The sequence below is a fragment of the Bacillus cereus group sp. Sample62 genome, assembly GCF_036851315.1.
Classification (GTDB): Bacteria; Bacillota; Bacilli; order Bacillales; family Bacillaceae_G; genus Bacillus_A; species Bacillus_A wiedmannii.
In genome coordinates, this window is sequence record NZ_JAFLPK010000001.1 from 3,544,302 (window position 1) to 3,565,244 (window position 20,943).

Sequence of the window (20,943 nt, forward strand, 5' to 3'; positions counted from 1 at the left end):
TCCTTTAATTTATCTTTTTTATTCGGATGATTCCTCATCCTATACATAGTATAACATTTTTTGTTACACTTTCCAAATTTATGTGTTACATAAAATCGAATTGTCAAGAGTTTTTTCGGAAATTATCTATAAATTCTTTGTACTTATCAATTTTGACTCTATCCATTTCGCAATTACCAGTTTCATATTGACTAATTAGCGATTGCGAACAACCAATATATTCGGCTAATTGACGTAAACGAATCTTCTTTTTCCTACGCTTTAACACATATTCATCTTTAGTGTTCACTTTAATTTACCCTCCCATTGAAAATTTTTAACGGTTGTCAAAATAATATAGGAGAGGGTTGCCCCTCTACCCTTATTAAGAAGTTTTTAAGTTGTATACTGCAACTGCTTTTTTACTTCCAACTTCAAGAGTTGCTTCTGCGACTACTTGACCTTTAATATTGTCACCAGTTTTACCTAATGCTTCGAATTGTGGTTGACGTAGGAAAGCAACTTTAAGAGCGTTTATATCAAATGCAACAATTTTATCTGCTGGCATATAACGGTCTAGGATAAAGTTAACTTTTCCATAAGAGGTTTCTACAGAATTTACAACAATACCGAAATCATTTGTAACATGTTGGTAAGAGTAACGGTCTTTGTATAATTCATCAATTTGGTCTTTGATGTCTGCACCAACTAGAGCGTAAAATTCACCATTTTCATTTCCTGCTGTCCATAATTTCTTAACAAGTTCCTTAACTTCTTTTTCTTGTAATACGTTTGCTGTAGCACCGTTTACAACGTTACCTGCATCAGCGAATTTCAAGATACCATCCATTTGACGTTTACCACTTGCACCATCATTCTTAATACCAGAGATAAGTTTTTTCTCAATACCAATAGCAAGTTCAACTAAACGGTCATTAATTTCTTGTGCGAATAAGTCACTAACTGCCCCTGTTGCTTGTGCAGTACCAGATACAGAAGTTGCTTTGTAGAAAATTTCCATAACGTTGTTTAATTCAGCACGTCCAGATTGTACGAATTGAGTAGCGTCAACACCTTCATCAACTGTAATGTCAGCCGTACCATCAAGAGTTTTTTCTCTCCATGTGTGGAATTTACCTTTACTGTCAACGTATAAACCTTTGCTCATAAGTAATGCGAAAAATGGAGTAGCAATAGGTGCTACTAAAGCGATTTCATCAGTTAGATGAATATTTTCTTGTGTAGTTAATTTTTTAGAATCTAACATTCTTTTTTCCTCTTTCTTTTATTAAAAATTTAATTTTTGACTTATCATACTCTTAGTGTCTTTGTTTTTCTTAGCAATGCTATAACTGTCCACTTGTTTATGATTTGTCGGTTTATATCCATTCGCCAACTCTAGTTGACCAATGATTTCCTTTAATTTTGTAATTTGATTATTTAGTGCTTCTGTATCATCTACAGAAACGTTAATGAAGTCAGCAAAAACTTCAACGCCTTCTTCTTTTAAGATGTGCGTAACTTCTCTTTGCCAAATCGCTTCTAACTTTTGCTGAATTTTAATTTCATCATCTGTTAATTCTTTTGGCTTGTATTGTGATAACTCATCAATCTGTTCTTGTAGTTCATTTACTTCTTCTTGCGAATAAGTTTTCTCTTCAACTATTTCATCAGTTTGTTGAGTGTCTTCAATTTCGGTTTCCTCAACATCTTGTACCTGTTCTTGATTATTGATTTCGTCCATTTTTATTTAACACTTCCTTTTAATTCAATAAAAATAGGAAACAGTACAGTCGTACCGTTTCCACAAGTTGGCTATCACTAAGATAAAATCCTAGCAGGTTACAACGGTTAGCAGTCCGTTGCAACTAATTTTAAGGTAATCCCTTTGAGGGGAATTGATTATGCAAAAGGGTTGCATAATTAAAATTTTCAATTTGAAAGCAAAAAACATTATTAATTTAACGCCTTCATACATAAAATAAATATATGGAAAAGTGTAATATTTTCCCATTCATATTTGCTTGCGTAAGGTTTTAATACTGTTCGAAGTATAAACAGATAAAAACCACTCATACAGTTAAAATGAGTGGTCTAGAATCTATTGGAAATGACTTCTTTCCAGTTATCATAAATTTTCTTCTCACAACGCTTTATTGTTTGTTTGAAGTTTGTTTCATCCATATCTATTTGTTCCGCTAAATGACGTTTCTTCAAAACAGGTGTGCCATCTTCTTTCCATCTGAAAGCATTTGTGTTGTTTTCTTTTAAATCTCTTTCAATGATGTTGTAAACATCTTGCACAAATTTAGTTTGTTTTGGTGTAAGCCATAAATTAAACGCTTCCAAACCTCCAACATGCTTCAATGTTTTTCCAAACATCATCATCCAAATATCTGTTTCTTCTGCATTTGTTTCTGCCTTTACATATGTAGATTTATTTCCTTTACGGATACGCTTAACATTATCTCTCTTCATTTGTAATTCAATGAATTTCGTCAACATTGCTTTGTTTATATATTTAACCATTTCTTTTATTTCTCTCTCACAATCCACTTTCTTAATTGCGTAAAGAAATGCTTCTTCAAACAATGGTAATAAATTATCTTTAGTTTGTTTAAAATCTGTTTTAAACTCATCACTATTTTGACTTAATCCTTCAAATTGGTTTAAAAGGTTAAAGAAGTCATACTGTGAATCTAGTAAATAATCTCTTACTTCGCTTTCATTAGCATAAATTGAAGAAAAATCATAATTACGCAATGCTCTCCAATCTAATTCAATCCAATCTGCTTCATATAAACAATCTAAAAATTCATGCAATCCTTCAAAATCCTCTGATTGATTGCTTCTTTCAATTAAGTTTCTAGCATTTCTCTTTGCAAAACAATTTTTCATCATGAATGCTCTAATACGATACGCCACATATTTTAAACCATCTTCTACTTCCGGTGCATTATCATTGTATTTTAATGTTGTTAAATCTTCATCCACATAATCCAATAATACCTCTAAAATTTCTCTATCTTGTCCAGTTTCTTGATACTTTTTAATTAATTCTCTCATACTTCTTTCCCCTTATATCTATACATAGGTTCTCCCAAACCCTTAACTAAAGTATAACATTTTTTGTTACATTTGTCAAAAAATATGTTATATAACCCTTGACTTTTTAAAATTTTTGTGCTTTTGAGCACCTACTCATTTTTCTATTGACACGAGGTGCCCGTCCTTCACATTGGTTGAGTGGGAAGGACAACGGCTAGGGCAGAGAATGACTACCTTATATCGCAAAAAAACGAAAAAGTTACAGCGATATAAAGCAGACGTTCATTGTCACTCCAACATTGTATATCGGGTTAAGGTTTCCGTATAGTAACACCCTGTTTGAACGTTAGATTTCCATCTACAACGAACTTTTAACATGTTATGCTTGTCCAACATGCTGAAAGATTTAGGGAAGGAATTGTACCGCTGACATATCCTTAATTATTCGTAACCTAATATTATCTTTCTTATTCGTTGCTACCTGTACCGCAGTACACCAAGCAACCTTTACCAAACCGTTTATGGACGTTCTCTCCTAGACTATACTCAGCGCAAACAAGGAAACGCATTTGTGAGTATACGCTTAATTTTATGACATTGGCTTAGCGAACCTGTTCAAGTTTTTAGCGTGGTGTTAGGTCATTCCCACGTTTGAAAATTACCGTACACTTCATAAAAAAGACAATACTTAATAACCCTTGCATCATCAATTTTTTTTCGATAAAATGAAGGTGTAGGATTTTTCCTATTCAGTTTTTTAGCGAAAACTAACGTAAGAAGTAGGGTGTTGGTAGCACTCTACTTCTTTTTTCTTTGACAATTAAATAACTATTGAAGCAATGACGCTTTCTGTTTCAATATCAGTGATGAGAAAGTTATTATGAAGACCTACCAATATTCATTAATGGGCTAGATGGCATTGCCTTTTTAATAAGTTCAAAATCCTCTAATGACTGTAAATAACGCTGTGTGGTCGATACATCAGAATGACCTAGTAATTTTGATAATGTGAAGATATCAATTCCATTTAAAATACACTGAACAGCAAAGAAATGGCGAAATGTATGTGGACTACATCTTACCTCTTCAACTTCTACCCTTTTTCCTGCTTCTTTAATTACATTGTAAATCCCCATATGCGACAATGGGTCGGCTGTATAAGACAAAAAATAATTGTCTGTCTTAACAATTTTATCTTTGAGATATTGTTTTCTTAATCTCTCATATCGAATTAGAATCTTTTTTAACGGTGGCGAGATGAACATAATACGCTCCTTATTCCCCTTACCATTAACTAAAATCGTTGTTTCTTTTACGTTTTGAGTCAATAATCCTCTAACCTCCATCGCTCGAAGTCCACAATCACTTAGCATGGCTACTATTGCCTTATTTCTTGCTTCAATGTAGTTTTTATAACTAAATGCGTCTATCATTGCAGATACCTCTTGAATGGTAAATCCCTTTAGTAATTTTTTAGGAACTTTCGGCAATTCCACCTTTTTTGCAATATTTCCTTTAAGGTATTCCTCTTTCTGACACCAACTAAAGAAAGCACGAACCATTTTAAACATGGATACTATTGATTGTGGCTGTAAACCCTCCTTATGCTTTGTTCTAACGTATTGCTTTAAATGTAGTGGGTTGATGTCTTCTAACTCGCTTATCCCCTTCTCATCCATTAAAAACCTTTTTAATTGCTTCATTTCTTGACGTTTATTCTTCATTGTTTTCGGTGTGAATCCTTTCGCCAGACAGTGATACAAATACTCTTCAATTACATCTTCTAATTCCAAACAAAAAAACCACCTTTCCCATTGGTTGATATTCCAACAGAAAAAGTGGTTTTTAAGAAAAATAAAGCAAATTCCGTAAAAATTTCAGAGAAAGATAAACCAATGAATACATTGAGTTTATTCATTCACACGAAATTAATGCTTATATCAGAGCGATGAAACGCTTGTGGCTCTAAGGATTAGCCATGCGCTTATTTTGTTTGTTGCTTGCTCATTGCGCTCATCATTTGATTGATTTTCTTTTGGGAAGGTTTTTGTCCCATTTGCATCATCATCATTTTTAACATTTGTTCATTAATTGGTGGATTTTTTTCTAAGTAGTTCATCATGTATTTGCGGGCAATGAAAAATCCTAACGCCACGCCTGCTACTAGTGCTACTACGCCCACTAGAATACCTAACCAAATCGGCATATATTTTCCTCCTTCATGTTGTCTACCTTACAGTGTACTAAAACCTTTTCAATAAGACAAGATACAATTCGACATTTTTTACACATATGTTCGTACTTGTTTTAGAGGATTCAGCCATCCGTACTTTGTATTTTCATAATCCATAGCTAAAAATGTTAATTCACACTTTCTCAACACCTCAAAGAAAGTCGTTTCCATAGAAACATTTCCAGAGGTATTCATGCGAATATAGTGCGGTTTCACCATTATTTCGCCGTATTCCGCTCCTGTATAAAGTGTATGTGTATGGTCTGTTCGATCATATTTACCAAGAACCCGCAAAGCTTGTTCTAATTTATGATGAATTTTCATTACTTGTAATGGCCTCGTTATATACATCATTTGTTTATATAACACTTTTTTCTCCGAAAGGGAAACAGATTCTGAAAATCGAGAAAATAAATCAAAAAACAAATATTCACGACCAAAGTAAGCTTTCGCAATATCCTCTTGAATTAAATACAATTCATACGTTTTCATCTTTTGCCTCCCAATCTGGACAACCTTTTCCCTTCATTATATAGAAGAAATTTTGCAATGATTGTCTGACTGCGGAGAGATAAAAAACTTTTTCTGTCGAAAAAACTCATTTACATAGAAAAATCTCTCCATGCCGGAGAGATTTTTCTAAAATCATTAAAGCATTTCTTTTACTTTACGAACAACGTTCTCTACAGTAAATCCATACTCTTCCATAATCTTCTCACCAGGAGCAGAAGCACCGAATGTATCGATACCTAACACATCTCCGTCAAGACCTACGTAACGGTGCCATCCGAATGTAGCACCCATTTCGATTGCGAAACGTTTTGTTACTGCTTTTGGTAATACAGATTCTTTGTACTCAGCAGTTTGAGCTTCAAAGCGATCCATAGATGGCATGCTGACAACAGCTGCGTCAACGCCGTCTACTGCTAGAACTTTTTGTGCTTCAATAGCTAGACTTACTTCAGATCCAGTTGCAAGTAGGATTACATCCGCCGTTTCTTTCTTGCTTGCAGAAACTACATATGCACCTTTTGCTACTTTTTCATACGTATCGTCTTTTGCACCTTCTAATGTTGGAAGGTCTTGACGAGTTAATACTAAAGCAGTTGGTTTGTTTGTAGATTCTAGAGCTAGTCTCCAAGCTGCAACAGATTCGTTACCATCAGCTGGACGAATAACAGATACATTTGGCATTGCACGAAGCGCTGCTAACTGCTCGACTGGTTCATGTGTTGGACCGTCTTCACCAACAGCGATACTATCGTGTGTGAATACATACGTTACTGGCAATTGCATTAATGCTGCAAGACGAATTGCTGGACGTAAGTAATCAGAGAATACGAAGAACGTACCACCGTAAGTTTTTAAACCACCATGTAGTGCAATACCGTTCATTGCTGCACCCATTGCAAACTCACGTACACCGTACCAAATGTTTTTACCGCTGTAATCATCTCTTGTAAAGTCTTTTTCGTTATTCATGTATGTTTTGTTAGAACCAGCAAGGTCAGCAGATCCACCGAAGAATGATGGTACAGACTCTGCAATTGCATTAATTACGGCACCTGAAGAATTACGAGTTGCTGCTTTTGATCCTAATTCATAAGTTGGTAAGTTTTGCTCCCAACCTTCTGGAAGAAGACCATTCATTGCCGCTTGCAATTCATTTGCTAATTCTGGGTATGCTTGTGCATATTCACCTAGCATCGTGTTCCACGCTGCTTGCGCAGTTTCACCAACATCTTGTACCGTTTTACGGAAGTTGTCATATACTTCTTCTGCTACATGGAAGTCTTGATCAGCAGTCCATGCATATGCTTCTTTCGTTAATTTTGTTTCGTCTACACCAAGTGGAGAACCATGTGAAGCTGATTTTCCTGATTTGTTTGGAGAACCGAAACCAATTGTCGTTCTTACTTCAATTAGCGTTGGGCGTTTTTCGTCAGCTTTCGCTTCTTCGATTGCTTTCGCGATAGCTTCAATATCGTTTCCATCCTCAACACGGATTACTTGCCATCCGTATGCTTTGTAACGATCTTCTACACTTTCAGAGAATGAACGATTTAAATCGCCATCTAATGAAATATCGTTTGAATCATAAAGCACAACTAGACGACCTAATTGTAAATGAGCAGCTAATGAAGATGCTTCAGCAGAAACGCCTTCCATTAAATCTCCATCACCACAAATAGCGTATGTATGATGATCTACTACATTATACGCATCACGGTTATATTTAGCCGCTAAATGTCTTTCAGCCATTGCCATACCTACAGCAGTTGCAATACCTTGTCCAAGTGGACCAGTAGTTGCGTCTACACCTGCTGTATGACCGTACTCAGGATGTCCTGGAGTTTTGCTTCCCCATTGACGGAAGTTCTTTAAGTCATCCATTGTTAGATCATAACCAGATAGGTGAAGTAGGCTGTATAGTAACATTGAACCATGACCTGCAGATAATACGAAACGATCACGGTTAAACCACGTTGGGTTATTTGGATTGTGTTTCATAAATTGAGTCCATAATGTATAAGCCATTGGTGCTGCACCCATTGGCATTCCTGGGTGACCAGAGTTTGCTTTTTCAATCGCATCGATGGATAATGTGCGAATCGTGTTGATAGAAAGTTGTTCGATTGAATGTGACATGCTATTCTTCCCTTCGCTTATATTAGTAAACGTTTTATACATTTATATGATAGCTTCCCACGCAAGATTATACAACATGTATCGACAAATATGTTGATATTTTTTTGGTTTTTCATAAAAAAATCAATGATTTCGGGAATGTATGGGTATTCAATATGACATACTTTTTCATTATTTTTATTTTAAAAAGAAAGGGAATTATCTGTATATTTATTCATCATTTTCAAATTCCATAATGCAAAATATATCCTTCCCCACTTTTCACTCTGCAAAGCAAACGAATAAAAGAATTTAAATCTTGGCATAATTCATCTCGATCAAATACGTATCTTTCATATTCTCCATCAGTATTATTATCATTTTCCCATTGAAACTTCCCTGTCAGTTCGATTGTTTCTGGCGCTAGAGAAAACATATTAACTAGCAAACAAAATAACTGTTCTGCTATCACTGCTCCTTGTTGCTCAATTTTTGTAATACCATAATAATGAATTCCAAACCCTTCTGCTCTTTTCGCTGGATAATAGACTGGAATCCAATGGATGAAATCTAATAGATATACGATTAACTCATCACTTAATACAACACACTCATCTATCGTTGCCTCTTCTTTGTATAAAAAACAAAGTTCAATCCAATCTATACCTTTAAAATCCAATCCTTTTTTTTCATTTGAAACAAATACAAATTCATGTTGTAAAGCCAAAATATCCCCCCTGTTATCCCATAATGTCCACATTCATTATTCTTATTATATAAAAAAGCACCCTTTGTAGGTGCTTCTAAAATAACTTATACGATTTTCTTCCTTATCGAACTTGAAATAAAGTCAATGATAATGACCATTAAAATGATGCCTAATAAAATAATCCCCACACGAGACCAATTGCGTGAACTCAGTGCAAAAATTAGAGGCGTGCCAATCCCACCTGCTCCAATAACACCTAAAATGGCAGCGGATCGTACATTAATTTCGAACCTGTATAACGTATACGATAGAAAATCCGGTAATACTTGTGGTAATACTGCATACCAAAGTATTTGGAAGCGATTCGCACCTGTAGCTATTAACGCTTCCGTCGGTCCTTTATCTATATTTTCAATTCCTTCTGAATATAATTTCCCTAACATTCCGATAGAGTGTAATCCTAAAGCTAGAACTCCGGCAAAAGAGCCTGGTCCAACAGCTTTTATAAATAAAAGTGCCATAACTAATTCCGGAAATGTACGAACAAAACTAAGTACAAATTTCCCAGTTCCTGAAGTTAATTTTCCACTGCTCATATTCGTTGCCGCCCAAAAAGCGAATGGAACAGATAAAAAGGCAGAAATAAATGTACCTAATATCGCAATTGCCAACGTATCAATCAAACCATGTAATAAATCTTCACCATCTGGCAAAGATACATACGACCAATCTGGATTCAATACACCTGTCATAATTGCTTTCGTAATTTCTCCTGCTGTATCCTTTATTCCGATACGATAAACTTAACTAAATCTATACAATTCAATCAAATTTACACAAGTTAGTGCTTCATCGTGTTCTCGCAACCCCGAAGGGACGAGGGGTATAACACTCCACACGAGGCAGTATCGTTACCTCCTATTATCAAGCTTTTATTTTACCCATCTTGATAAATTTATCGACGCATTTACATCCCTATCGTGATGGCTATTGCATGGAACACAACGCCACTCACGTATTTTTAAACTCCACTGTCCTTCTGGTTGAACTGAATGGTCGTATTTAACTCCGCAACATGAGCAAATCTGGCTTGAGGCGAACCATTTATCAGCTTTTACATACTCAATGCCATACTTCTCGCACTTGTATGATAAACATTGAAAGAAGAAGTTTAATTTTTGAAATGAAAATGCTTTCGATAGTTTTTTGTTTTTTAACAGGTTTGAGATAGATAAGTCTTCCACAACAATCCTCATTGGTTTGGTTTTCACCAATTTAGCTGTTGCTTGATGGATATGGTTATTTCGGATATTCATAATTTCCCTAGATAACCGCAGGTGCTCAGTTTTAGCTTTTTCATATCCGGCAGATTGAATTTTTACACCTTTTTTAAATCTTCTAGACATATCTCTTTGTGCTGACTTTTTCCTTTTCAAAAGTTTTTTAACCTTGGCATCTTTGTTTATATTTCGTTCTTTCATACCATTAGAAGCCACAAACAGCTCTTTTAAACCAACATCCACACCAATCGACTCATTGGTTAGTTCTTGGGATTCAAAATCTTCTTGGAACCCTACACTCATCCACCAGTGACGACCATCAAATGTAACTCTTGGATTAGATGTTTTTTTATTTCTTGGTAGTTGTTGGCTTGTTTTCACTTCTCCAACGGACTGAATATGAACTACTTTCTTTCTTATAATCAGTCTTTCATAATTGGCATAAAATCCTTGGATTAAATCTTTTTTGGATTTATAAGAAGTGTGATAACCATTTTGGTACTTTTCAAACGAATTTTTCCTCGCCTTGTCAAAATCTTTTGAAGCCTGTTTGGGAACTTGTGCATTAGTGTCATGTAACCACTCATATCTCTTTCGCTTCTTGATCTTTGTAAATCGTTTCTGTAAAGCTAACTGTGAAACAGATTTTCCAAATAACTTATAGTATCTATCACTCATTCTTTTACAATAGTTATAAGCGAATCTTGCAGCACCAGCATGGTTTCTAAGCACTTTTTCTTGTTCAGGCGTTGGAATTAGTCTGACTTTCTTCGCCAATATCATCAGAATGTAACTCCTTTAATGAAAGATTTGTTCTTCTGAATAGTAGCGTGTTCCACCAGCATTCTCCTAAGACTACTAGGATACAAACCTGTTAATTCCGATACTTGACTAACTCGTGAAAATTTCATTATTATTCTCACCTCATTGAATTTACCATAATGCATAGATTCGGTAGATTCAATGAGACTTGATAGATTTAATTAAATTTAGCTCGTTCAACTAGGGGCGCAATTCCTTAGCCAGTTCTCTTATGAACTTCTCATGTTTTCACATGAGCGCAGACTATATGTTTATCTCTTTAGAGATAGAGGATTTTTCCATCACCATAGGCTTGTGATGTACTCTCGTCAGTTATACGAGATAGTCGTTGAACGTTCATCTTATCCATTTTGACTTAGATGATTCGAGGCGGAAGACCCATTGCTCTAGTGTTTAGGATTTAACCTTGCACCATCTGATTGATTTTTTCTGCTTTCGCAACATTCACGCTCACCATTTCTAGACACGTTGTAGTTCAATCAGCTTTAGGGATTGCCCGCAGTTAACCCTCACTACTAGCCAATCACTTGACTAGCAGGGCTTACTGATATATTTAATTAACTTTGGTTATAATTGGTTAAATAAATCGTAACAGTTAGTTACCCTCTAGCGGGACTCCTGAAAAAGCCCATACATAAACAAATGCAAGTGCTATAAAAATAAACCAACGATACACACTCGGTTTCTTCGGTTTTTGTACAATTATTGTCGTTTTACTCATTATAATTTCTCCCGTAACAATGTACTTACATAATCAATTAACAATACAACAACAAGGGTATAAATAATAATAGATGCAGTTTGTTGATATTGTAAAAATCCAAGTGTACGGTCATAATACAACCCAATACCACCCGCTCCTACTAAACCTAAAACAGCTGCTGCACGTACGTTCACCTCAAATGTATAAAGAACATAGGAGACAAAATGTGCTTTCACTTGCGGAATTACCCCATACACAATCCATTGCACTTTATTTGCTCCTACTGCTGTCATCGCCTCTAATGGACCTGGATCAATCGATTCCATTGACTCATACAACAATTTCGCCACAAGCCCAATTGAGAAAAAAGTAAGAGCCAAAATACCTGGAAGTGGTCCTATTCCAAAAATAGCTACGAAAATTGCCGCTAATAATAAATCTGGTATCGTTCGGATAAAATTTAAAATCAATCGAGCTGGGCCGTACAAAAATGCACTAGTAAACACATTACTTGCCGCAAATAGCGCCAGTGGAATAGCTAAAATCGCTCCTAAAGTCGTCCCAATAATCGCCATACGTATTGTATCTAACATCGCTGTTGTAATAACTTGAAAATAACTCCAATCTGGTGGCACCATCTCTTTTAATAAATCCATCATATTAGGAAAACCAACTACTAGTTTTGAAAATGATGCGTCGACCTGTATACTACTTCCCCACAACAGTAAAATAACTAGAATAACCGTTAACATATGTTTCAACTTACTTGGCGGCTTCGGTATCGATTTCGAATATATCGTCACATCATTCATTTAACTGCCACCTCTAATAATTCACTTTTCTGCGCTACGTCTCCATAAATTTCAGCAAATTTTTCATCCGTTGCCTCTTCTACTGAACCATCAAAAACAATTTCGCCTGCATGTAATCCAATAATGCGTGTCGCATATTGCCTAGCTAAATCAATAGAATGTAAGTTTACAATTGTTGTAATCCCAAAATCTTCATTAATTTTTTTCAAATCATCTAATACTTGCTTCGTTGTTAGCGGATCTAACGACGCAACAGGTTCATCTGCCAATATGATTTTTGCTTCTTGCGCCAACGCTCTAGCAATCGATACACGTTGCTGTTGTCCTCCTGATAATTCATCCGCTCGCGCATATGCTTTTTCTAAAATATTCACCCTTTTTAACGATTGAAAGGCAAGCTCCAAATCTTCTTTTGGAAATAGACCTAACGTTGTACGAAAAGTCGAATGGTATCCAACACGCCCAGCTAATACATTCTTCAATACCGTTGATCGCTTTACAAGGTTAAAACTTTGAAAAATCATACCAATATCCCGGCGCATGCGTCGTAATTCTTTTCCTTTCGCAGCAGTAATAGACTCACCTTCAATCAAGATTTCCCCTTCTGTAATCTCATGAAGACGATTTACTGCTCTAAGAAGTGTAGACTTTCCAGCCCCCGACAGCCCTACCATTACAACAAACTCACCTTTTTGAATGTTCAAGTTTATATTATTCAATCCTTTTGTACCATTCGGATACATTTTGGAAACATTTCGAAATTCTATCACACATCTTACCTACCTTCTATGTATTCAAAACGGCAAACTAACTGGAAATATACACCTTCCAGTTAGCTTCCATTTCCATATGTATTATTGCGTTTTTACTTTCTTTCCATATTCACGAACGATATCAAATTTACTATCATCAGATTTAACATATCCTTCATGTGAATATACTTCTTTAATGATTTTGTGACCTTCCTCATTCTTTCCTATTTCAATGAAAGCGTCCTGTAATTTCTTACTCCACTCTGCATCTAAATCAGAACGTACCGAAATCGTATCGTTTGGAATTTTTTCCGTGAATTTCACTATTTTCGTTTGATCGAATATATTCGGATAATCTTTTTTCACAATATTACGAGCATCTTGGAATACAACTGATGCATCTACATCACCATTTAAAAGAGCAATAAGCGACTGATCGTGACCTTTTAATGTAACAGGTTTCACATCCTTTAGCGGATCAATTCCCTCTTTTAACAATACAGCCGCAGGCCATACATACCCCGCTGATGACGTTACATCTTGATAACCAATTTTTTTACCTTTTAAATCTTTTACACTGTTAATATTTGAATCTTTCTTAACTACAAACTCAGATTTATAAAAGTCTACTAAATCCTTTGTAGGAGCTCCAGTTTCATCATCTACTCCAAAACGTTGTGCTTGTAAAATTACGTTTGCAGCCTTTTTCTCATGCGCTAGCACATACGCTGTTGGAGGTAAAAATCCTACATCTACTTGCTTAGACGCCATCGCTTCTACAATTGTATTGTAATTCGTTGAAATACTAACTTTTACCGGAATATTTAATTTATCACTTAATAGCTTTTCCAATGGTTTTGCCTTTGCCTCTAACGTATCTGCATTTTGAGAAGGAACAAATTGAACATTTAAAGTCTTCGGTACATAACCTTTTTTCGTATCTTCAGTTTTACTTGCACTTGATTCTTTCGTTCCACAACCACTTAATAATCCCGCCGCTAGTACAACTGTCGTACTCATTGCAAAAACTTTTTTCAACATATTAATGCCTCCATTTTTGTTGTTATAAAATTGTCTTCCGTAAACATGAAGAAATATATCACACATTTTCACGGATAATTGCTCATTTACAGAATCTTTACACATTCTATACATTCTCATTAAAATTCTCTTCATATATTTGATATGCTTAATTAGTAGATAACAATAGAAAAGGTGAATGATATTGAATCCAAATCAAATTGTAACTTTAAACATTTTATTAACAAGTGATATACATGGCACTGTTTATCCAATTCACTACCAAGATAACTCCCAAGCTGAAATTGGTTTAGCCAAAATTTCTACTCTTATAAAAAAAGAACGTTCCCAAAATAGAAACGTTCTTTTAATTGATAACGGTGACTTCATACAAGGAACACCCTTTACTTATCATTACGCTACATATGAAGAAGATAAGAAAAATCCAATGTCTTTATTAGCGAACTATTTACGTTATGATGCTGTAGTTATTGGGAATCATGAATTTAATTATGGAATGGACATATTAAATAATGCTATTTCCGCTGCAAACTTCCCGTATCTATCAGCAAATATTTTAGATAAAAACAGAAAAGAACCTTATTTCGGAAAACCATATATAATAAAACATATTGAATCAAATATAAAAATTGCTATTTTAGGGATAACAACGCATTACATTCCCAATTGGGAACAACCCCATCACATTCAAGATTTACAATTTGAAGATGCATTAGAAACAACAAAAAGGTGGGTTTCTTACATTCGCGAACACGAGAAACCAGATTTATTGGTCGTAGCCTATCATGGGGGATTTGAACGCGATTTACAAACTGGGGTACCGACTGAAGTTTTAACAGGTGAAAACCAAGGATATGCAATGTGCCATGAAATTGAAGGCATAGACATTTTACTAACAGGCCACCAACACCGGGAAATCGCTCACACCGTAATGAATGGTGTAACAATTTTACAGACTGGATGCAATGGACACTCCGTTGGAAAAGTAACAGTAACATTCGAAAAAACAGAAAAAAAATGGGTGAAAAAAGAGAGTTACTCACAATTATTTCCCGTACAAGGAATTGAGGCTGACCAACATATTCTTTCCTTGGTTGCCGATTATGAAGAAAAAACACAAAATTGGCTCGATCAACCTATTGGAGTAATCTATGGGGACATGCAAATTTCGGATGCTATGCAAACTCGTTTGCAAGACCATCCTTTTATTGAATTCATAAATAAAATACAGATGGATATAGCTAATGTTTCCATTTCTTGTACAAGCTTATTCCATAATACATCTCCAGGTTTCCCTAATCGCGTAACAATGCGTGACATCGTTTCTAATTATATTTATCCAAATACATTAAAAGTAATTAGAATAACTGGAGCGGATATAAAAGATGCCCTTGAACTCTCTGCTTCTTATTTCATATTAAAAGCAGATGGAACTATCATCGTAAACCCTACCTACATAGAACCAAAGCCGCAACACTATAATTACGATATGTGGGAAGGAATTTCGTACGTATTAAACATTTCCAAACCAATTGGCGAGAGAGTAGAATCCTTACAGTATAAAGGCGCTCCACTTCATATGAATGAAGAATACGACGTCGTTATGAATAATTATCGTGCAAGCGGCGGAGGGAACTTCTTTATGTTTCAAAATAAGCCCGTAATAAAAGACATACCAACAGATATGTCTGAACTTATCGCTAACTATATATTGAAGCACAAAAAGATAGAAGCAACAGTCAATAACAACTGGAAAGTTATTAAATAACGGATATAATAAATAAAAAAGATGGGCTTCGCCCATCTTTTAGTTTAATTTTGCATTATCTTGCTTTTTTAAAGCTTTTAATTTCGCCGGTGTAACATCAGTACCTTCTTCGTTAACAACTTTAATTCCTTTAAGTTCGTTTAACATATTTTGACGAAATCCTTTTAAATATTGTTCACGTAGCGATTGGCGCTCACGTTGTTCTTCTTCAGTTAAACCTTCAGCTTTTGCTTTTTTCGCTAAGAAGTTAATGCGTTCAATGAGTTCGTGACTTTGCATCTCGAATCCCCCTTTTACTCAAAACTGATTATTATCATACAATAGTTAGTCCTCTTTATCAAGCAATTGCTTTGTATATTCTACATATCTTCGATGTACAGTTGCTTTTGAAACATCATGACCAAAACCACGAAGTGTTGCTGCAATTTCTTCAAAAGTTAATTCATTCCGGCGTAAACGTACAATTTCCTCAATTGGCACTTCTTTTTTCTCACGTCCTATACTTAAATGACGATTTTTCAAATTATTCTCTGGACGAAATCCTTTCTCTACCGCTCTTTGCATGCCACGTTTAATTTTTAAATTGTGGATCTTTCTTTGATACTCTTCAACAATCCCAATTATATCTAGCACCATCGAATCAGAGTCAGAGAGTTCTAATTCTCCATTATGCGTATGCGTATATACTTTTATTCCCTCTTTATGTAAACAGTGCATTAATGCAATCTTTGCATTCCCTCTACCAAGACGCGTTTCATCTTGTATGAGAAGTACATCAACTTGTTCATCGCGAATTGTATCTAGCACTTCTAATATGCCATCACGTTCAATTGTATAACCACTAGCCTGCTCCTCAATCACCTTTACAACATTCATTTGATAGCGCTCAGCTAAATGCAATAATTCATCTTTTTGACGCAATAATGATGTTTCCTGTTCTTCTTTTGTTGTGCTCACACGTGCATAAATAATTGCATTCATTTTGAACCCTTCTTTCTCACTATATTTTCCTTATAGTGTATCATAAATTCGTATTTCGTTCGAACTTATGTTTGTAGAATGTTTTTTCGCATGTTATACTTATTAATAAGAAAAATGAAAGAAAACGAGGTGTTAGAAAACATGGAAAAGTTAACGAAACGCCAGCAAGACATTCTCGACTTTATTAAGCTAAAAGTACAAGAAAAAGGATATCCACCTTCCGTACGTGAAATCGGTCAAGCAGTCGGCCTCGCTTCTAGTTCTACAGTGCACGGACATTTATCACGACTAGAAGAAAAAGGATATATTCGACGCGATCCAACAAAACCACGAGCAATTGAAATTTTAGGTGACAACCGAATGGATACAGAGACACAATCTGTTATTCAAGTTCCAATTATTGGAAAAGTTACTGCTGGATTACCGATTACAGCAGTTGAAAGTGTAGAAGATCACTTCCCACTTCCAGCTAGCATTGTTGCTGGAGCAGACCAAGTATTTATGTTACGTATTTCCGGAGATAGTATGATTGAAGCTGGTATTTTCGATGGGGATTTAGTTGTTGTTCGCCAACAACAGTCTGCATACAACGGTGAAATTGTAGTCGCTTTAACAGAAGATAACGAAGCAACTGTTAAACGTTTCTATAAAGAAAAAGACCATTTCCGTCTACAACCGGAAAACTCTTCATTAGAACCTATCATTTTAAAACAAGTGTCAGTTATTGGAAAAGTAATTGGCGTATATCGTGATTTACATTAAGAATAATAAAAGAAGATAATTACCTTATTTATATACGGTAATTATCTTCTTTTTTGTATTTTGATAGATTTTCATACATTTTATTTCTTATGAACGAGTTTCAATCGTCACATCGCCAGCAGCTGTTTTACCGCTAATCTTTTTACTACCATTGCCAATTGTTATATTTTTATTTTCTTCATTAAAAATCATCACGTCGCCAACAGCGCTTTGCCCAGTTATAACTGCATCTTGTGGTTTCTCTAATAAAGTAATATCTACATCCCCAGCAGTTGAACTTGCCTCTACATCATACTTCGGATCATGATCCACAACATATACATCCCCGCTAGCCGTTTTCGCTGTTACTTTCCCTATTACCTTTTTTAAATTCACCTCTCCAGCTTTTGTAGACCCCTCGACACTCTGAGCTGTGACATGCTTCAAATCTACCTCTCCAGCGAGTGTGCCAACACTTACGTAATCACTTTTCACATCACTCATTTCGATTTGTCCAGCAGATGAATTTACTTTTATATCTTGGTAAAGACGTTCAGGCACAAGTATAGTCAATGTAGACGTTTGAATTTTGAAATTGTAAAAGGAAAAATCAAATGAAGCACCTTTTTCTCTTTCGCCAATAATTTTTAATGTGTCACCATCTTCGGTAATAAGTACCTCTTGTTTATGTACATCTCCTGATTGCTTTACATAAAAAGAAGAGTCCGGAGATTTTTGGACAACAATATCCCCAGCATCTAACTTAACTTCTATATTTTTTAGTGTTTCGTTTTTAATTACGTCTTCTTTATTTCCTTCTTCTGCAGTTTGCACTGCTTTTTCATATGTTTGTGAAATCCCTATTACTCCAATAATGATACAAGCGATAGCTACTAACAATATTTTCTTCATCATCTACTCCCCTTTTATCATTTTGAAGTTCCATATTACATAACGTACGCATAACTTTTTAAACCACTTCGTACTATAATAAGCGATAATGCATAACAACAAACCTACTCCAACAAACGTTATACTAACGAATACATCCAACCATATAAAAGTACCCATAAATACTTTTGCAATAACAAAAAATGGTGTCACTACACTAGCAATCCCACCGACCCAAAAAGAAAATATAAAAGCGATAATTGCAACTAACGGGCCTAACACAATAATGAAATTAAACAAACTAAGTCCAATCGCAGCCATGACAGCCCTTGTTATATTCGAAGTAGATGGGTCCTTTTTCATTTCATCAAAGCGATACAAAGCAAGTAAGTCTTTCGCAATTACTTTCGGAGAACCAAGGCCTTTTATTATTTCCGATTCAGTTTTCCCCTCTTCTTTCCCAAACTGAAAATGCTCTTCATAATCAAATAAAATATCTTTCCTCTCTTCTTCCGGTAACTTTCTAAGATGACTTGATAATTCTTTCAGAAACTGCTCTTTACTCATCCCATTCCACCCCTTCAATAATTTCTTGTACGCCTTTTGCAAAATCACGCCACTCTGCTACTAACAAATTCAGTTGTGTGTCCCCTTGCTCAGTTAGTTGATAATATTTACGAGGCGGCCCCTCCGTAGATTCTTTCAAATACGTTTGAAAATACCCTTCTTTCGTTAAACGACGTAATAAAGGATACACTGACCCTTCCGATATTAAAAATTTATTTGAGATTTGCTGAACAAGTTCATAGCCGTAACAATCCTTACGTTTCACAAGTGCTAAAACACACAGTTCTAACACACCTTTTTTAAACTGAACGTTCAAGGTCAATCCCCCTTTCTCATTTCAGTACTATTCAATACACGGTACCCATTATATCCATAATATACCACTTAGTATTGTTTATTGCAAGGTACTGTATTTTTCAATACTTAATTTTCGAATTAAATACATCCACACCATATTTCAACTTCCACATTTTCATTCATAACTAGCACGCATTTTAAATAATCCACATGACTTTTTCGGGCATTTTGCGGGCACCCATCCAATTCATTTCACAAGCCTTTATATTTGCCCACAAATAAAAAAAGCCCTGATACCGTAGTATCAAGGCTTTTTTCTCTCTTAGTATAGAGACATATATTGATCGCGTTCCCATTGGTGAACTTGCGTGCGGAAGATGTCCCACTCAATCTCTTTCGCTTCGATGAAATGCTCAAGTAAATGGTCACCTAGTGCACCACATACTACTTCATTCGATTGCAATGTAATTAATGCTTGCGCTAATGTTGCTGGTAAGTCAACGATACCTGCTTCTTCGCGCTCTTCTTTTGTCATTACATAGATGTTACGGTCTACTGCAGCTGGTGGAGTTAATTTGTTTTTAATTCCATCAAGACCTGCTGCTAATAATGTAGCCATTACTAAATATGGGTTTGCAGCTGGGTCAACACTACGTACTTCCACGCGTGTACTAATTCCACGAGATGCAGGGATACGTACTAACGGGCTACGATTTTGTGCAGACCATGCTACGTAACAAGGAGCTTCGTATCCAGGTACTAAACGCTTGTAAGAGTTTACAGTTGGGTTTGCTACCGCTGTAAATGCTGGTGCATGTTTTAAAATACCTGCGATGAAGTGACGAGCATCATCACTTAATTGTAAGTCACCATTTTGATCGAAGAATACGTTCTCACCATTTTTGAATAGTGATAAGTTACAGTGCATACCTGAACCGTTCACACCATATAATGGTTTTGGCATAAATGTTGCGTGTAAACCGTGTTTACGAGCAATTGTTTTTACAACAAGCTTGAATGTTTGAATGTCATCACATGAACGAATTGCATTTGCATATTTAAAGTCAATTTCATGTTGCCCTGGAGCAACCTCATGGTGAGATGCTTCAATTTCAAAGCCCATTTCTTCAAGTTCAAGAACGATATCACGACGACAGTTTTCCCCTAGATCCATCGGCGCAAGGTCGAAGTATCCACCGTTATCGTTTAATTCTAATGTTGGATTTCCTTTTTCATCTACTTTAAATAGGAAGAATTCTGGCTCTGGTCCAAGATTGAAATCTGAGAATCCTAATGCTTCCATTTCTTTTAATACACGCTTTAAGTTGTTACGTGGATCGCCATCAAATGGAGTTCCATCTGCATTGTAAATATCACAAATTAATCGAGCTACTTTTCCTTTTTCAGCTGTCCAAGGGAAAATTACCCAAGTATCTAAATCCGGGAATAAGTACATATCAGATTCTTCAATACGTACGAAACCTTCAATAGAAGATCCATCAAACATCATTTTGTTATCAAGAGCTTTTGTTAATTGGCTCACTGGAATCTCTACGTTTTTAATTACTCCTAAAAGGTCCGTAAATTGTAAGCGGATATACTTTACATTCTCTTCTTTCGCCAAACGGAAAATATCTTCTCTTGTGTACCTAGCCATTATAAATTCCTCCTTAGTCCCTCTAAACACCTTC

At 35.5% G+C, this 20,943-nt stretch carries 21 protein-coding genes and 2 pseudogenes; 2 read left to right on the forward strand and 21 right to left on the reverse strand.

What is annotated here, in order from left to right; translation table 11 throughout:
• Nucleotides 1–103: 103 nt before the first annotated feature.
• The 15 genes and pseudogenes from J0835_RS29240 to J0835_RS18030 all read right to left on the reverse strand — a co-directional run bounded on the left by J0835_RS29240 (nt 104) and on the right by J0835_RS18030 (nt 14,007).
• On the reverse strand, nt 104–289 hold the full coding sequence (locus J0835_RS29240) for a helix-turn-helix domain-containing protein (RefSeq protein ID WP_001092647.1): 186 nt from the start codon (nt 287–289) through the stop codon (nt 104–106).
• 75 nt (nt 290–364) lie between these two features.
• Nucleotides 365–1,246 carry an SU10 major capsid protein gene (locus J0835_RS17965; protein ID WP_000887340.1) on the reverse strand — a complete coding sequence of 294 codons (882 nt, stop codon included), beginning with the start codon at nt 1,244–1,246 and terminating at the stop codon, nt 365–367.
• A gap of 21 nt (nt 1,247–1,267) precedes the next feature.
• Entirely contained in the window at nt 1,268–1,723 is a 456-nt protein-coding gene (locus J0835_RS17970; RefSeq protein ID WP_000343503.1) for a hypothetical protein, read from the reverse strand.
• A 350-nt stretch (nt 1,724–2,073) separates the two neighbouring features.
• Nucleotides 2,074–3,045: a hypothetical protein gene (locus J0835_RS17975; protein ID WP_001208667.1), complete on the reverse strand. Its 972-nt coding sequence runs from the start codon at nt 3,043–3,045 to the stop codon at nt 2,074–2,076.
• An 860-nt stretch (nt 3,046–3,905) separates the two neighbouring features.
• On the reverse strand, nt 3,906–4,820 hold the full coding sequence (locus J0835_RS17980; RefSeq protein WP_000418117.1) for a tyrosine-type recombinase/integrase: 915 nt from the start codon (nt 4,818–4,820) through the stop codon (nt 3,906–3,908).
• 191 nt (nt 4,821–5,011) lie between these two features.
• Nucleotides 5,012–5,233 (reverse strand): YneF family protein, encoded by a 222-nt coding sequence (locus tag J0835_RS17985; protein ID WP_001123316.1) that lies wholly within the window; start codon nt 5,231–5,233, stop codon nt 5,012–5,014.
• Nucleotides 5,234–5,311: 78 nt separating this feature from the next.
• The gene (sirA, locus tag J0835_RS17990; RefSeq protein ID WP_087981548.1) at nt 5,312–5,752 is read right to left on the reverse strand and encodes a sporulation inhibitor of replication protein SirA; all 441 of its coding nucleotides are present in this window, start codon (nt 5,750–5,752) and stop codon (nt 5,312–5,314) included.
• 156 nt (nt 5,753–5,908) lie between these two features.
• Nucleotides 5,909–7,909 (reverse strand): transketolase, encoded by a 2,001-nt coding sequence (gene tkt, locus J0835_RS17995; protein WP_087981549.1) that lies wholly within the window; start codon nt 7,907–7,909, stop codon nt 5,909–5,911.
• Nucleotides 7,910–8,132: 223 nt separating this feature from the next.
• Nucleotides 8,133–8,615, reverse strand: coding sequence for a coproporphyrinogen III oxidase (locus tag J0835_RS18000; protein ID WP_087981550.1), 483 nt, complete (start codon nt 8,613–8,615; stop codon nt 8,133–8,135).
• An 86-nt stretch (nt 8,616–8,701) separates the two neighbouring features.
• Nucleotides 8,702–9,388 (reverse strand): annotated as a pseudogene (gene phnE, locus J0835_RS18005) (phosphonate ABC transporter, permease protein PhnE); the annotation flags it as partial.
• Between the two features lie 141 nt (nt 9,389–9,529).
• Nucleotides 9,530–10,660 (reverse strand): RNA-guided endonuclease InsQ/TnpB family protein, encoded by a 1,131-nt coding sequence (locus J0835_RS18010; RefSeq protein WP_144537680.1) that lies wholly within the window; start codon nt 10,658–10,660, stop codon nt 9,530–9,532.
• Between the two features lie 640 nt (nt 10,661–11,300).
• Nucleotides 11,301–11,420: pseudogene (locus tag J0835_RS18015) on the reverse strand (phosphonate ABC transporter, permease protein PhnE); the annotation flags it as partial.
• Nucleotides 11,420–12,214, reverse strand: coding sequence for a phosphonate ABC transporter, permease protein PhnE (phnE, locus tag J0835_RS18020; protein WP_087981577.1), 795 nt, complete (start codon nt 12,212–12,214; stop codon nt 11,420–11,422). The pseudogene J0835_RS18015 and the gene phnE (J0835_RS18020), both read right to left, overlap by 1 nt.
• On the reverse strand, nt 12,211–12,984 hold the full coding sequence (phnC, locus tag J0835_RS18025) for a phosphonate ABC transporter ATP-binding protein (RefSeq protein ID WP_087981578.1): 774 nt from the start codon (nt 12,982–12,984) through the stop codon (nt 12,211–12,213). The genes phnE (J0835_RS18020) and phnC overlap by 4 nt, the downstream gene beginning before the upstream one ends.
• Before the next feature lie 84 nt (nt 12,985–13,068).
• Complete coding sequence (locus J0835_RS18030) at nt 13,069–14,007, reverse strand: phosphate/phosphite/phosphonate ABC transporter substrate-binding protein (RefSeq protein WP_000915072.1); 939 nt, start codon at nt 14,005–14,007, stop codon at nt 13,069–13,071.
• Between the two features lie 184 nt (nt 14,008–14,191).
• On the opposite strand from J0835_RS18030, the gene J0835_RS18035 reads away from it, so the two are divergent.
• The gene (locus J0835_RS18035) at nt 14,192–15,775 is read left to right on the forward strand and encodes a bifunctional metallophosphatase/5'-nucleotidase (protein ID WP_087981579.1); all 1,584 of its coding nucleotides are present in this window, start codon (nt 14,192–14,194) and stop codon (nt 15,773–15,775) included.
• 39 nt (nt 15,776–15,814) lie between these two features.
• Here J0835_RS18035 and J0835_RS18040 read toward each other — a convergent pair whose 3' ends face one another.
• Both J0835_RS18040 and J0835_RS18045 read right to left on the reverse strand, forming a co-directional pair.
• Nucleotides 15,815–16,054, reverse strand: coding sequence for a DUF896 domain-containing protein (locus J0835_RS18040; RefSeq protein WP_001190582.1), 240 nt, complete (start codon nt 16,052–16,054; stop codon nt 15,815–15,817).
• A 45-nt stretch (nt 16,055–16,099) separates the two neighbouring features.
• Nucleotides 16,100–16,756, reverse strand: a complete 657-nt coding sequence (locus J0835_RS18045; protein WP_046956545.1) for a YneB family resolvase-like protein — start codon at nt 16,754–16,756, stop codon at nt 16,100–16,102.
• Between the two features lie 141 nt (nt 16,757–16,897).
• Between J0835_RS18045 and lexA the strand changes: the two genes are divergently transcribed.
• Nucleotides 16,898–17,518 carry a transcriptional repressor LexA gene (lexA, locus tag J0835_RS18050; protein WP_048544187.1) on the forward strand — a complete coding sequence of 207 codons (621 nt, stop codon included), beginning with the start codon at nt 16,898–16,900 and terminating at the stop codon, nt 17,516–17,518.
• Nucleotides 17,519–17,605: 87 nt separating this feature from the next.
• Here the strand turns inward: lexA and J0835_RS18055 are convergent, their stop codons facing one another.
• The 4 genes from J0835_RS18055 to glnA all read right to left on the reverse strand — a co-directional run bounded on the left by J0835_RS18055 (nt 17,606) and on the right by glnA (nt 20,909).
• Entirely contained in the window at nt 17,606–18,412 is an 807-nt protein-coding gene (locus tag J0835_RS18055; protein WP_087981580.1) for a DUF4097 family beta strand repeat-containing protein, read from the reverse strand.
• The gene (locus J0835_RS18060) at nt 18,413–18,955 is read right to left on the reverse strand and encodes a DUF1700 domain-containing protein (RefSeq protein ID WP_087981581.1); all 543 of its coding nucleotides are present in this window, start codon (nt 18,953–18,955) and stop codon (nt 18,413–18,415) included.
• Nucleotides 18,948–19,271: a PadR family transcriptional regulator gene (locus J0835_RS18065; RefSeq protein ID WP_140386873.1), complete on the reverse strand. Its 324-nt coding sequence runs from the start codon at nt 19,269–19,271 to the stop codon at nt 18,948–18,950. The genes J0835_RS18060 and J0835_RS18065 overlap by 8 nt, the downstream gene beginning before the upstream one ends.
• Before the next feature lie 303 nt (nt 19,272–19,574).
• A complete protein-coding gene (gene glnA / locus J0835_RS18070; RefSeq protein WP_000135336.1) occupies nt 19,575–20,909 on the reverse strand; it encodes a type I glutamate--ammonia ligase in 1,335 nt (444 codons plus the stop codon).
• Nucleotides 20,910–20,943: the final 34 nt, after the last annotated feature.